The organism is Acidaminococcus massiliensis (assembly GCF_900095825.1).
GTDB classification, from domain to species: domain Bacteria; phylum Bacillota; class Negativicutes; order Acidaminococcales; family Acidaminococcaceae; genus Acidaminococcus; species Acidaminococcus massiliensis.
This window is the reverse complement of record NZ_LT608315.1, coordinates 1,213,220-1,225,775: the sequence shown is the minus strand read 5'-3', so window position 1 is coordinate 1,225,775 and position 12,556 is coordinate 1,213,220. Positions and strand designations below refer to the sequence as shown.

13 protein-coding genes and 1 tRNA gene are annotated in these 12,556 nt (G+C 52.6%); 5 read left to right on the top strand and 9 right to left on the bottom strand.

The window, feature by feature from the left end; all coding sequences use genetic code 11:
* Positions 1–102: 102 nt before the first annotated feature.
* Positions 103–1,074 (top strand): biotin synthase BioB, encoded by a 972-nt coding sequence (gene bioB / locus BQ2657_RS06045; protein WP_198524520.1) that lies wholly within the window; start codon positions 103–105, stop codon positions 1,072–1,074.
* A gap of 42 nt (positions 1,075–1,116) precedes the next feature.
* Here bioB and rbr read toward each other — a convergent pair whose 3' ends face one another.
* Both rbr and BQ2657_RS06035 read right to left on the bottom strand, forming a co-directional pair.
* A complete protein-coding gene (rbr, locus tag BQ2657_RS06040; RefSeq protein ID WP_075579817.1) occupies positions 1,117–1,659 on the bottom strand; it encodes a rubrerythrin in 543 nt (180 codons plus the stop codon).
* Between the two features lie 165 nt (positions 1,660–1,824).
* Positions 1,825–3,000 carry a copper amine oxidase gene (locus BQ2657_RS06035; protein ID WP_075579816.1) on the bottom strand — a complete coding sequence of 392 codons (1,176 nt, stop codon included), beginning with the start codon at positions 2,998–3,000 and terminating at the stop codon, positions 1,825–1,827.
* A gap of 219 nt (positions 3,001–3,219) precedes the next feature.
* On the opposite strand from BQ2657_RS06035, the gene BQ2657_RS06030 reads away from it, so the two are divergent.
* From BQ2657_RS06030 to BQ2657_RS13610, 4 genes are all read left to right on the top strand, one after another.
* Positions 3,220–4,032 (top strand): histidine racemase CntK family protein, encoded by an 813-nt coding sequence (locus BQ2657_RS06030; protein ID WP_075579815.1) that lies wholly within the window; start codon positions 3,220–3,222, stop codon positions 4,030–4,032.
* Positions 4,033–4,099: 67 nt separating this feature from the next.
* A tRNA-Leu gene (locus BQ2657_RS06025) sits at positions 4,100–4,185 on the top strand.
* Positions 4,186–4,266: 81 nt separating this feature from the next.
* Complete coding sequence (locus BQ2657_RS13615; RefSeq protein ID WP_075578809.1) at positions 4,267–4,845, top strand: helix-turn-helix domain-containing protein; 579 nt, start codon at positions 4,267–4,269, stop codon at positions 4,843–4,845.
* Positions 4,812–5,687: an IS3 family transposase gene (locus tag BQ2657_RS13610; RefSeq protein ID WP_408607744.1), complete on the top strand. Its 876-nt coding sequence runs from the start codon at positions 4,812–4,814 to the stop codon at positions 5,685–5,687. Before BQ2657_RS13615 ends, BQ2657_RS13610 begins: the two co-directional genes overlap by 34 nt.
* Before the next feature lie 121 nt (positions 5,688–5,808).
* Here BQ2657_RS13610 and BQ2657_RS06010 read toward each other — a convergent pair whose 3' ends face one another.
* The 7 genes from BQ2657_RS06010 to BQ2657_RS05980 form a co-directional block, all read right to left on the bottom strand.
* The gene (locus tag BQ2657_RS06010) at positions 5,809–6,243 is read right to left on the bottom strand and encodes a universal stress protein (protein WP_075579814.1); all 435 of its coding nucleotides are present in this window, start codon (positions 6,241–6,243) and stop codon (positions 5,809–5,811) included.
* 38 nt (positions 6,244–6,281) lie between these two features.
* The gene (locus BQ2657_RS06005; protein ID WP_075579813.1) at positions 6,282–6,719 is read right to left on the bottom strand and encodes a universal stress protein; all 438 of its coding nucleotides are present in this window, start codon (positions 6,717–6,719) and stop codon (positions 6,282–6,284) included.
* Positions 6,720–6,832: 113 nt separating this feature from the next.
* A complete protein-coding gene (locus tag BQ2657_RS06000) occupies positions 6,833–7,270 on the bottom strand; it encodes a universal stress protein (RefSeq protein WP_075579812.1) in 438 nt (145 codons plus the stop codon).
* Positions 7,271–7,283: 13 nt separating this feature from the next.
* Complete coding sequence (locus BQ2657_RS05995) at positions 7,284–7,727, bottom strand: universal stress protein (RefSeq protein ID WP_075579811.1); 444 nt, start codon at positions 7,725–7,727, stop codon at positions 7,284–7,286.
* A 59-nt stretch (positions 7,728–7,786) separates the two neighbouring features.
* Positions 7,787–8,137 (bottom strand): hypothetical protein, encoded by a 351-nt coding sequence (locus tag BQ2657_RS05990; RefSeq protein WP_075579810.1) that lies wholly within the window; start codon positions 8,135–8,137, stop codon positions 7,787–7,789.
* A gap of 65 nt (positions 8,138–8,202) precedes the next feature.
* The gene (locus BQ2657_RS05985) at positions 8,203–11,634 is read right to left on the bottom strand and encodes a zinc-ribbon domain-containing protein (RefSeq protein ID WP_075579809.1); all 3,432 of its coding nucleotides are present in this window, start codon (positions 11,632–11,634) and stop codon (positions 8,203–8,205) included.
* Positions 11,635–11,666: 32 nt separating this feature from the next.
* Entirely contained in the window at positions 11,667–12,488 is an 822-nt protein-coding gene (locus BQ2657_RS05980; RefSeq protein ID WP_075579808.1) for a zinc-ribbon domain-containing protein, read from the bottom strand.
* Between the last annotated feature and the right edge of the window lie 68 nt (positions 12,489–12,556).

Sequence of the window (12,556 nt, the reverse complement as noted above, 5' to 3'; positions counted from 1 at the left end):
TGCAGATCCCGGTTTTACGTTAACCTTACATTTTAGAAAGTTGACCGCAAATCCCCGGTTCTTTATAATGGTAACCATATTATACCAGAAGGGATGAGATCATTGAAGATAGAAGCACTGCGCGCACTGACCGATCGGATCATAGGAGGGTACCGGCTGAAGCCGGAGGACCCGGAAGTCCAAGAGCTGCTGACCCAGCCCCTGGCAGAGCTCCAGCAGGAAGCCGGCCGACTCCAGAAACATTTCTGTGGCAACCATGTGGATTTCTGCACCATCATCAACGCCCGGAGCGGCCGCTGCGGGGAAAACTGCAAATATTGTGCCCAGGCTGCCTGCCACCATACGGGCTGTGAAGAATACGGCTTCCTTTCCAAAGAAGAAGTGATGAAAACTGCCAAAGCCGACCAGGATGCCGGTGCCAACCGGTTCGCCATGGTCACTTCCGGGCGGGACCTCACCGGCAGTGATTTCGAGAAGGCCCTGGACATCTACCGGGCCATGAAAAAGGACCTGACCATCGACCTGTGCGCCTCCCACGGCATCATCAGCCGGGAACAGTTCCGCCGCCTCCGGGAAGCCGGGGTCACCAGCTACCACCACAACATCGAGACCTCCCGCCGGTACTTCCCCCAGATCTGCACCAGCCACACCTTTGACGACCGGATCCGCACCATCAAAGCTGCCCAGGCAGAAGGGATGTGCGTCTGCTCCGGAGGCATCATCGGCATGGGAGAAACCTGGCAGGACCGACTGGATATGGCCTTCACCCTCCAGAGCTTGGGAATCGAATCCATTCCCATCAACGCGCTGATGGCCATTCCTGGCACAGGTATGGAAGGCCGCAAGCCCCTGCCGGCGGAAGACATCCTCCGGACCATTGCCATTTTCCGGTTCATCAACCCTACCGCCAATATCCGTCTGGCTGCCGGGCGGAAGCTGCTGCCCCAGAACGGGGCCACCGCCCTCCTGGCCGGAGCCTCCGCCTCCATCACCGGCAATATGCTCACCACCAGCGGCACCACCATCAAGGAAGATATGGAAATGCTGAAAGAACTAGGACTGACCAACCATTGAGCATAAAAAAAAGGCCCCCGCAACGGGGCCTTTTTTTTATGCTCAGAAGCATTCACAGTTGACCATGAAATAGGATTTGGGATGAGCGCAGACCGGGCAGACTTCCGGAGCCTTTTCGGCTTCCACGATGTGGCCGCAGTTGGAGCAGATCCAAACGGTCTTTTCGCTGCGCTGGAACATGGTCCCGTCTTCCACTTTCTTCAGCAGGGCTCTGTAGCGTTCTTCATGGTGCTTTTCAATGGCGCCCACAGCTTTGAACTTGTAAGCCAAGTCTTTGAACCCTTCTTTTTCAGCGGTTTCTGCAAATTCTTTGTACATTTCCGTCCATTCATAGTTTTCGCCGGCAGCAGCATCCTTCAGGTTTTCCACCGTATCAGGGATGGAGCCCCCATGGAGAGCCTTGAACCAAATCTTGGCATGTTCCTTTTCGTTGCCGGAAGTTTCCAGGAAGTTCTGGGCTACCCGTTCGTATCCTTCCTTCTTGGCTACACTGGCATAATAGCCATATTTGTTGTATGCCTGGGATTCACCCGCAAATGCAGTCCATAAGTTTTTTTCAGTTTGAGAACCTTTCAACTCAGCCATTGTCAAATCCTCCTCTTTTTCTTTTCCCCATAGGGGCCTCTGTGTGGGAACGGCTGTGCAGCGCACGCACGGCTCTTTGTTTCCCTTCAGATGTTGTTTGCTTTTCTTGACATCCTTATGGTACAACAAACTTAGAAAATAGTCAAGCCTTTTTAATAATTATTTTCATTTAGTGCTATTTCCTTTATGTTCCTTCCGAGCCAGCCGTTCCGCCAGGATCTGTTCCGCCGTCCGTACTTTGCCGGATTTTTCTTCCAGCCGGCTCCCAGCCTCCCCTTCCCAGAAAATCCGCACCGGCAGGTTGGAAGAACCAGGCGGCGAAAAATAAAAGGAACCGCTTTTGCCCGGAGGCACCGTCCCCAGTTTCATGGTCTCTCCATCATGGTCCCAGCCAAAAGAAAGACTGCTTTCCGGGATCCGCAGATACCGGGCTGTTTCCCCTTCCACCGCCAGGATCCCTTCCCCGGCGTAAGGTCCTCCGTAAGGATTGAACCGCAGCTGGGTGGCATTCTTTCCGTGGGTCCGGAAGTTCACATCATACATGACGCCATAGTTCCCGTAATTCACCACTGGAGCATTCCGGGTCACATCGGTCCCCCGGAGATAAAGGTCTTTGCTGTCATCGGCCAGTTCCATCCCCCAGATCACCCCGGCATCCGCATCAAAAGATTCCGCCAATGTCACATGGGCATTGGCTCCTTCAAAGGTGCCCCGGAGCACATGGCCCCCTTGATCGGGGGGCAGGATGGAATACACTTCTGCAGAGATCCGAGGATCTGCCTCCACGGGCATCATGATAAAGGACACTTCCACCGGCTTGTCGAAGGTCAGGTCCACGATCCCGGTGACCAGTTCCTGGGGATGGAGGATGTACCCTTTCCCGTTGTTCAGGATGTCTCTGGGTCCGTTCAGCAGGAATTTCCGGCCGTTGGGCACCGAACTGTAATACCGCTCCTGGGCTTCTTTCCCTGCCTCCAACCAATCTTCATTGGGCCGGGAGATGCCGGTCCTGCCAAAAGCCACCTGGCTGGGCCGCAGGGTGGTCCGGCGCAGGAGCACCGCCAGCCGTTTGTCCGTGCGGGTATCATTCACATGATGGAAAAACAGCCGTACAGGGCCCTCCACCGTATCCCGGTACATGATGCCCGTTTTTCCCACCATTTCCGGGCTGTCTGAAAAGATCAGTTTCGGCCCATCGTGGGTGATGGAGCCCTTGACTTCCTGGTAGGCCGGGACCCCGTCCTGCCAGGCAAGATCCTGTACAGAAGCCTGCGCCCCCAGGGGGAACAGCAGGGCCAACCCGGCACACAGCCAGTATTTGAGAAATTTACGATAATGCAACGCTTGCCCCTCCACAAAAAACGAATTGATTTGATTGACGCAATGTCTATTCTAACACAAAACACCTATCGATTACTTATTTTCAGAAATTACCTAAAAGTCAAGTATTTTCTCTTGTCTAAAGCCTTGTGCATCGCTATAATATAAAATATAAGATTCAATTATGAGAGAATTGGAAGTATTCGCTATATAATCGTCTATGAAGAAAGGAAGTTGCCTATGCAAATCCGAACCATCAAGGCCGACCCCAGCGGCAACATCACCTTATTTTTACTGGACCCGGTAGCCCCGGAAATCCGCAAAGCCCTGAACCAGAAACTCCTGTCCTTGGATCCCTCTGTGGAACAGATCGGCTGCCTTTCCCTAAAAGAAGGCCAGCCCCAGGTGGAAATGATGGGTGGTGAATTCTGCGGAAATGCCACTCGTTCCGCCGGCGCCTACGGGCTCCTTCTCTCAGGGGAAAAAGAAGGGACTTTCCAGGTCACCTGCAGCGGCTGCCCCACTCCTCTTGCCGTAAAGGCAAAAAAAGTCCGGGAAGGCATTTTCGAAGCCAGTGTCCAGCTGGCGCCCCCTCTGGGGATGAAGAAAATCAATCTTTCTTATGAACGGGAAAGTGTGGAGTGCCAGGAAGTGGTCCTGCCCGGCATCACCCATTATATCTATTTCACCCTGAACGTGGAGGAAGTGGACCAGGAGCAGCTGTTCTATTCTCTCCAGCGGGAAATTTCCCGGGGCAAAGAACCGGAAGCCTACGGGCTGATGCTGGTGGAGATCAGCACCCTGAAGGTGCTGCCCATCGTATACGTTTCGTCCACTGGGACCCTGTACCGGGAAAAAAGCTGTGGCAGCGGGTCCGCCGCAGTAGCAGCCGCCCTGGCCCTGCGCCAGAACCGGTCCCTGGCGGCCGCTCTCCAGGAGCCCGGCGGCCGGATCGACATCGAAGCGGACTGGAAAGAGGGACGCATCACCGGTCTTGCCATTGGCGGCCCCGTCAAGCTTGGAGAAGAAATTGTGCTGGACGTGGATTTGTAAAATCTGCAGCTTGACAAAGAGAAGCCAGCCATGCTAGAATAATTTTGTTGTGATATCCATCACGCTTGCCGAAGTGGCGGAATTGGCAGACGCACTTGACTCAAAATCAAGCGCCCTCAAAGCGTGCCGGTTCGAGTCCGGCCTTCGGCACCATTAAAAAAGCAAAAGAGGCTGTTGCGTGAGCTGACCCCCAATTGTTAGACCAAAAATCTAACAATTGAGGGTCAGTTTTTTATGGCAAAACACAGCTATGAATTTAAGAAAAAAATAGTACTGGAATATTTGAACAGTGACGAAGGGTGTATTTCTATTTCACGTAAATATGGGATGGCAAGTAGCAGCCAGCTGCTAAAGTGGGTTGCTGCTTACAAGGCATTTGGTGATGATGGACTGAAAAGATCCCGCTCTCAAAAAATATACTCTTTCAAAGAAAAACTTTCTGTGGTAGAGTCTTACTTAACAAATGAAATCTCATATCAGGAACTAGCAATTCAAGTAGGGATCAACAACCCATCAATGATTGCCAGATGGGTCAATGAATTTAGAATTGCGGGACCAGATGCTTTACGGTCACATAAAAAAGGCAGGAAGAGAACTTTGAACAAATCTCAAACAAAAAAAACAGATACCCAGGTTCAGCAGCCGATGGTCGACATCAGTGTGGAACATGTCAAGGAGTTAGAGGATGAAAATCTTAAACTCCGTATAGAGAATGCTTTTTTAAAAGAACTGAGGAGACTGCGTTTAGAGGACGAAGCAAAAATGAGAGAGTTGCGAAAATCATCTCCAGTCTCCGAAGATCATTCAAATTGAAAGACCTTCTCTCCTATACTCAAATGCCCAAAGCGACCTATATGTACTGGCAGAAACGGTTTGACCGCGTGAATCCAGACCAGGAAGTAGAGGACAAAATACAGGAAATCCGCAGCCAGCATAAAGATTATGGATATCGGCGCATGACCGGTGAGCTGAAGAATCAAGGGATTTGCGTGAACAAGAAGAAAGTTCAACGTATCATGCAGAAACTGAGCCTTCAGGTAACATCCTTTACCCGGAAAAGCCGTAAATACAGTTCCTATAAGGGTAAGGTAGGGACCATTGCTCCGAATAGAATACATCGTCGTTTTGAGACGAATATCCCACATCAGAAGATTACGACCGATACTTCAGAATTCAAATATTATGAAGTAGATACACAGGGACATCTGACCCTGCACAAGCTTTATCTGGATCCTTTCCTGGACATGTTCGATGATGAAATCATCAGCTATGGAATAGCCAAACGTCCTTCGGCTGAAAGCATACTGGAAGCTCAAGCTGAAGCAATCGAAATTACTGCTGATTGTCCATATCGAAGAACGTTTCACTCCGATCAGGGCTGGGCATACCAAATGAAGGCCTATACCAGGAAACTAAAAAAAGAACGAATTTTTCAGAGCATGTCTCGAAAGGGTAACTGTCATGATAACGCTGTAATGGAAAACTTTTTCGGCTTAATGAAACAGGAAATGTATTATGGAGTGATCTACTACAGCTACGAAGAACTAAGAGCCGCTATCGAACGATACATCAAATACTATAACGAACAAAGGATCAAGGAAAAACTGGGCTGGAAAAGTCCTGTTCAATACAGGCTTTCTTTGCTGGCAGCATAAAAAAGTAACGAGACAGTAAAAACCATCTCGTTACTAAGGTCTAACTTTTTGGGGTCACATCATGATGCGCCGCAGCCTCTTTTTATTACATCCTTTGGAGTTTGTGGTCAGTGTGTTTGTCTTACTTCACAATGGTCACCGGGCAATTGGCACTCTGGGATACCTTCGTGCTGACACTGCCCAGGAAGAACCCTGCCAGGACACCCATGCCACGGTTCCCCATGACGATCAGGTCCACTTCATCCCGTTCAGCCTCGGCACAGATCCGTTCCGCCGGGTCGATGTCCACGACCTTTTTGAAAGTGATCCGTTCATAAGATACTTTTTTGGCCTCTTTTTCCGCTTCTTCCAGCGGAGTAGGAACAGCCGCCTCTACAGGGATCGGATTGCCGTTCTTGTCTTTCCGGGGAGATTTGATCCGGCTCAGATCATAAGGGACATCAATGTTGATGACAATGATATCCGACCCAAATTTGCCGCCGATTTCCATGGCGAAATCCAGGGCACGGAGGGCAATCTTAGAACCATCCACAGGAACCAGGATTTTGTTGATCATAAGGACTCCTCCTTCTGCCGGCACTGAAAGCCGTTACTTCACTTCACAATCAAGACAGGAACATCAGCATACTGGGACACTTTGGAGCTGACGCTGCCCAGGAAGAATTCAGCGATACCGCTGAGTCCCCGACTGCCGATGACGATGGCTGTACATTTCTTCTCTTTGCAGACCGCCAAGACCCGTTCGGAAGGATGGCCCACTTCCAGATCATAGGAAGCCGTCCCCTTGAATCCCTTCAGTTTTTCCTTGGCCGTATCCAGCACACTGTTGCCGATTTTGGTCAGTTCTTCATTCCCCTGGCTGATGGTAGCTTGATCCAGAGGAACCACCAGCATGGCTGAATTGTTGTAAGGCTGGATCACATTGACCACCAGCAGTTCCCCTTTAAAGGCCTCTGCCAGTTCCTTTGCTTCTGCCAGTGCTCTCCAGGACGTTTCAGAACCGTCTACAGGAACCAAGATTTTTTCAAACATACAACCACCTCCAAAGTGAATCCTTTACATTTTTCCTTTTCCTATAGGATATATTCACCGTAAGACTGTAAATCCCTTCTTATTTAGAAAAATTACTGCTGCTGCCGTATTTTTTATTTCACCACCACTACCGGAACTTTGGCATATTGGGAAACTTTGCTGCTGACACTTCCCAGCAGGAATTCTTCCACGCCGCTGAGCCCCCGGCTGCCGATGACGATGGTATCACATCCTTTGGATGTGCAGACTTCTAGGATCCGTTCTGCCGGATTCCCGATTTCTTCCAGATATTCCACGTCACCCTGATATCCCTGCAATTTTTCTTTAGCCATATCCAAAGTGGCATAGCCTGCTTTTTTCATGATGGCATTGTTCTGATCGATGAGGGTCTGGTCCAGAGACATCTGGAGCAGATTGCCCACTCCGTAGGGAATCATCACCGTAATGACGGTCAGCTTCCCGCCATACTTTTGGGCCAGGGATTCTGCCGTTTCCAATGCCTTCCAGGACGTATTCGAACCATCTACCGGTACCAAGATCTTTTGGAACATAAAATCTCCCCCTTCATTTCACCACGAATACAGGTACAGCCGCATACTGGGAGACTTTCGAGCTTACACTCCCCAGCAGGAATTCAGTGATCCCGCTGAGCCCCCGGCTGCCGATGACGATGGAATCACAGTCCGTCTCCCTGCTCTTTTCCAGGATCCGTTCGGCCGGATTGCCCTCGCTTTCTTCAAAGGAAGCTTTTCCCTTGAAACCATATTCCTGCAGTTTCTCTTTTGCCATATCCAGCACTGCCAGACTGGCTTTTTTCATCTCCCGGTTGCTACGGTCCATCAGGTTTTCATCCAGTGTGATCTGGAACAGGCTGAGGCTGTTGTAGGGTTCCATCACGGTAAACACCCGAAGCTCTCCCTGGAACCGCTCAGCCAACGCAGCTGCCGTTTGCAGCGCCTTCCACGCCGAATTCGACCCATCTACCGGTACTAGGATTTTCTGGAACATATCCTCATCCCCTTCCTTGCTCTTTAGGGATATTATTCGCCATTTTCCAGAAAATCCCTTTATTTTTTGCTTTTTTTCTGATTCTTTTTCTGGTACCGGCGCATTTTCCGGTCCATGGTGAACCCGTTCTGCTTCCGGGCCAGTTCCAAGGGTTCCGGATCCTCCGCATACTTCTTCCGGGCATAGAGGAACAGGATGCCCACCACTGCAATGGGCAAAAGGCCCAAGACCCAGCGCAGGGTCTGTTCCTGGATCACTACCAGGAAATCCCACCCTACCACCAGAAGGGGCGTCAGGATGTACCGGGCTAATTTGGATCCGTTGAAGAACCGCAGGGTCAGGCCATAGCAGAGCACCGCCATGGAAAAAGATACCAGTGTCAGCAGCAGGACAAGAAGAAAAAATTCCATATCACCATAACCTTTCTAGTAGATCTCCAGTCAGCAGTACGAGCTTCTTGGGAGAGTGCCCCATCTCATTTGTTTACGATCTCGTTGAAAAACTGGACAAAAAGCGTTTGTTCGTCGCTGGGGGGCATATCGGCGATCACCACATCTTGGGGCATCAGGATGACTTTGCTGTCAAAAGTTCCCTTGGCAGGAATGATTTTCTCACATTCCTCCAGGGCAAAGCTCCCTGTAGTGGAAACCAGACGGTCTGCAGTAAGCAGGAAGCCCTCTTTGGCACTGCCGAACAAGGTACAGTCACAGAGCACCAGTACATCCTCCGGACGGATGCCGCCCTGGGTCCCATAGCTTGCCATGGCGTTACTCAATTTCTTCTCCGGGATATCGGGAATACAGCGGAAATAGAAGGGACGGCCAGAAATCTTTTTTGGGAATTCCCGGCAGAAAGCCAAGATGGCTTCCCTGCGACCATTTCCAGCCTCCCCCTGATCCTCTTTTATTGCAGCCTCCTGGGCAGCCACAGGATTCCCGCACTGACCACAGAACAAGGCCCCTGGCTTCAAAGAAGCGCCACACTGAGGACACACTCCAGCCTTCCCGGATCCGGGATCCTGCAGGTCTTCAGACGGTTCTGCCGGTTCGGCCACAGGCTGGGCAGGAGGCATTTCCGGTGCCCGTTTTTTTGGATGGGGCAGCAAGACGATTTCATTAAGCAAACTGCAGAAATCCTGATCCCCCAAATCCTGTGTCTTGAATCGGGCCAGCACTGTTCCGGAAGCGGCTTCCGCCATTTCTTCACCACTACATTCCACCGTCCCCAGCTGATCCAGGGAGATCCGGATTCCCTGGGAACTCACCAGTTGCCCGTCCCTGGTAATCAGGAACCCCTGCTCTCCTTTCCCCCACAGGATAGAATGAGTGGAATCGCAGAGGAGCACCACCTGGTCTCGCTGGACACCGCCACTGCTCCCATAGGCCTGCATGGCATTATCCAGAGGACCGGAAAGCCCATTCCCCATATAATAGTACGAGAAATCATCTTTGTCCTGTTCTACCTTTTTGCTCAGGCAGGCCACCCGGTCTGTTAAAGGCACCTGTGCCTTCCGGCCGTCCCATTCTTCCTGTATGGCATCCGGCTGTGGGGATTCCCGGATTGCCTTCCGGTACCAATCCAGGGCATGCTCCAGGTCATAGGTCTCCTTTTGGGGATCCACGCAGAGACGGGCGGCCTGGATCCGGGCTTCCTGGCTGCCCAGTTCCATGGATTCCTCATAAAGAGCCAGGGCATCCTGATCCTGGCCCCCCTGTTCCCTTTCTTTGCCCAGAGCCAGAGATAGGTCCCTGACTTTTTCCATGGCCCCATCCTGTTCCTGAGCCTGGGCCTTCCGGTAATATTCCAGAGCCAGCATTCTGTCTTGGAAGGCCTGATTCCCAGTTCCATTCCCGGCTTTTTCTTCTGCCTGCTGTCCCAGGGAAAAGGCCAGTTCCCCCAGATTCTTCCTGGCATCTTCACAGCCGTATGCCACGGCCTTCTCGTACCATTCCACGGCTTTTCCGGCATCTTTTTCCACGCCCTCGCCCTGGCTGGCCATCCAGCCCAGACGGAGACAGGCTGTCCCGTCTTTTTCTTCCGCAAGCTTCCGGTACCAAGCGATGGCTTCGGTATACTTCTCGTCGATTTCCAGATTCCTGACCGCCTCCGCTGCCAGTTTCAGGAAGACCCGGCTCTGTTCCGGCTTGACTTCCTTCAGCATCTGGTACACCTGCCAAGCGGCTTCCTGTTCTTCCAGCACGGCAGCTTCTACAAAAGCCCATTCTGCCGCTTCTTCCTGTTCCTGTTCCTGATAGAGCAGGCCAGCCTGATAGGCAGCTTCGCCGCTTCCCAGTTCCCGGGCAGCATCGAAGGCAGCCAGGGCTTCCTCTTTTTTCCCGGCTCCCAAGGCTTTTTGGGCTTCCTGCAGTTTTTCCGCCTGCTCCTGTTCTGCCCAGTCCCCGGCTTTACCGGCAAAATCCACCAGATGGAAATGGACGCCCTGGCCGGCCCAATCGGTCTTTCCCGGCTGTTCCAGTTCCAGGACGGCACAGCATTTTTCCATGCCCCAGAAATCCACCTGTTCCGCCCAAGAGGGGATCCAATAATGATCCGGGGTCCCTATGAGGGCGATATCCACCCTGCCATCAGCGTTTTTATCGAAATCTCCTGGGGCTTCACGAAGGAGGATCAGCGTGGCTTCCAGCATGCCGGGGCCATAGACGGGATACATGGTCAAGGGAAGATTTTGGGGCATCCAGTCCGGGAACTGGAACTTCTTCACGATTTCCTGCTTGTCGATATATTCGTCCCTGATCCGGCGGGCCAAGGACAGTTCATACCCTTCTGCCGCCGCCATCTGGAACACATCCCTGGCCGCTTCCGGATCCAGGAGGATCATCTGTTCATAGACGGGCAGCGAATCCCCGGTGATTTCCAAGCAACGGCAGAAGCCCTCCATCATCTCTTCTTGAGTGATTTTTCCCCCGGCAAACCGTTCTAACAGATTTTTCCGCCGGCTGTCGGCCTTATGGCTCTCAAAGTGGGTGGCTGGGATACTGCCCTGGTCTACCAGCATCCTGTGGACCAAGGCGAACAAGTCATACCGGCAGATCCCGCTGATGAAATCCCAGGCCATAGCCGGATAATCCCGCTGGCTGCTCCGTTGCCGGATGAACCGCTGGAGCCGGGCAGAATAAGTGTTTCCGGTGATGCTCCTTCCCAGAGAACTGAGGGCGTCCTGGGCCGTATTGAGCATCTGGGCCTTGATGGCTCCCTTCACCGCCCCAGTGATGCCAAAACCTCCGCCCTGCCAGTTGGCCTTATTGGCCTGGGCTTCCACCGCCAGTTCATGCTGGTATGCCTCGATGGCTTCCTGATCCGCCTGCATGGCCTGGACCAGATCCGTTTTTCCTATCTTATCTGCCAGTTTGTTGCGAAGATCCTCTTTGGTGACATAATCAATACCATATTCCAGGAGCAGGTCCACCGCCTTTTCAAAAAAAGGATCACAGGCTGTCAGGCAGTACCCCAGCAGCTGGGAAGAAAAATCCACCGGATTTTCCACTTCGTGTTCCTTCAAGTGTTCCTCCAGTTCATCCTGGGCCCGGTCCGCCGCCCACAGCCCTTCCCGGTTAAAAGGTGCCCACAGCTGGTTGTACAGCGCCGTGGCACGGGGCAGCTCCACCTGATAGGTTCCCAGCACCGTGAAATGGCTGCCTGGGACTTCCGGAAGGGTTTCCTGCTGGGTGGCCGCCGGCAGGGCATTTTCCGCAGCTGCAGGAGCTTCCTCCGGAGCTGCTGCGGCTTCTGCTGGAGCAGTGCTTTCCGGAACAGAAGGCGCCGATGGCTCTGGACTTTCCGGGATGGCCGCGCCCTCCGGTCCCAAGCCTTCCGGGATCTTCGCTCCGCAGTTATAACAGAATTTGGCGTTATCCGGCAGTTTGGTGCCGCAGTTCATGCAAAACATAGGATCATCCTTTCTCCATCCGGATTGGAAGTTTACAGCTTGATATTGTGGGCAGCGGCATTTTCGTGGAGGGCCTGCATTTCTGTCAGGACCAGGTTGGCCAGGTCCACATGGCGCTGCTCCTTGAGATAATCATGGTAATGGGAAGGCCGTCCGCCCCGTCCTGTATTCAGCATCCCCGGGACCACCCGGCCCTCTCCATCAAAGGAGTACTGGGCATAGATGGGGAGCACATGGCTGGTCCCATCCCAGTATCCTTCCTTTTCATCATCTCCAGGCTTCTCATTGAGGACCCGCATCTGGAAGGTCACTGGCGGCTGGCTGCCTGTACGGTTGTCGATGAAACGGTACAGCTGGGGAGTGGCATCCACGAACGCCTTTTGGTGATTCTTTTCATCGATGACCAGCAGACGGCGTCCCTTGCCCCCGATCAAACTCAGGCTGCCATGGGGATCATGGCCATAGGAGGTGGCCATCACTTTCCCTGGAAGGCCTTCCTGATCCAGGGTCCCCTGGATGGCAGCGATGGGATCTTTGGTTTCCTGCTTGTCCGCTGGTTTTTCCTTCTTTTCCTGGCTGGCTTCCTGGGCCGCTATGGCTGCAGCCTGGGAAGCATCCCGGGATTTCTGCTGCTGGAGATAAAAAGCCCCTCCCCCCAAGAGGATCAGTACGATGAGCCCACCGGCTACCAGCTTGTTCCTGGCACCAAAAGGGGATTTCCCTCCGGCCGGTGCAGCCGGCTGGGCTCCCCCCACGTTTTTGCTCTTTATTTCCGGAACCTCTTTCCCACAGGAAGGGCAGAACCGTACCCCTGGCTCCAATTCCTTCCCGCAATGAGGACAGAATCTGATCATCCTTTCCAACCTCCCATCTTTTCCTATCCTGTTTATTATAGCAAAAAAATAGGAGCTGTTGCATACGC

Coding starts and splice junctions, on each gene's coding strand:
- rbr (WP_075579817.1), bottom strand. CDS start 1,659: ATGGCTGAGTTGAAAGGTTCTCAAACTGAAAAAAACTTATGGACTGCA.
- BQ2657_RS06030 (WP_075579815.1), top strand. CDS start 3,220: ATGCAAATCCGAACCATCAAGGCCGACCCCAGCGGCAACATCACCTTA.
- BQ2657_RS13615 (WP_075578809.1), top strand. CDS start 4,267: ATGGCAAAACACAGCTATGAATTTAAGAAAAAAATAGTACTGGAATAT.
- BQ2657_RS06010 (WP_075579814.1), bottom strand. CDS start 6,243: ATGATCAACAAAATCCTGGTTCCTGTGGATGGTTCTAAGATTGCCCTC.
- BQ2657_RS06005 (WP_075579813.1), bottom strand. CDS start 6,719: ATGTTTGAAAAAATCTTGGTTCCTGTAGACGGTTCTGAAACGTCCTGG.
- BQ2657_RS06000 (WP_075579812.1), bottom strand. CDS start 7,270: ATGTTCCAAAAGATCTTGGTACCGGTAGATGGTTCGAATACGTCCTGG.
- BQ2657_RS05995 (WP_075579811.1), bottom strand. CDS start 7,727: ATGTTCCAGAAAATCCTAGTACCGGTAGATGGGTCGAATTCGGCGTGG.
- BQ2657_RS05990 (WP_075579810.1), bottom strand. CDS start 8,137: ATGGAATTTTTTCTTCTTGTCCTGCTGCTGACACTGGTATCTTTTTCC.
- BQ2657_RS05985 (WP_075579809.1), bottom strand. CDS start 11,634: ATGTTTTGCATGAACTGCGGCACCAAACTGCCGGATAACGCCAAATTC.
- BQ2657_RS05980 (WP_075579808.1), bottom strand. CDS start 12,488: ATGATCAGATTCTGTCCTCATTGCGGGAAGGAATTGGAGCCAGGGGTA.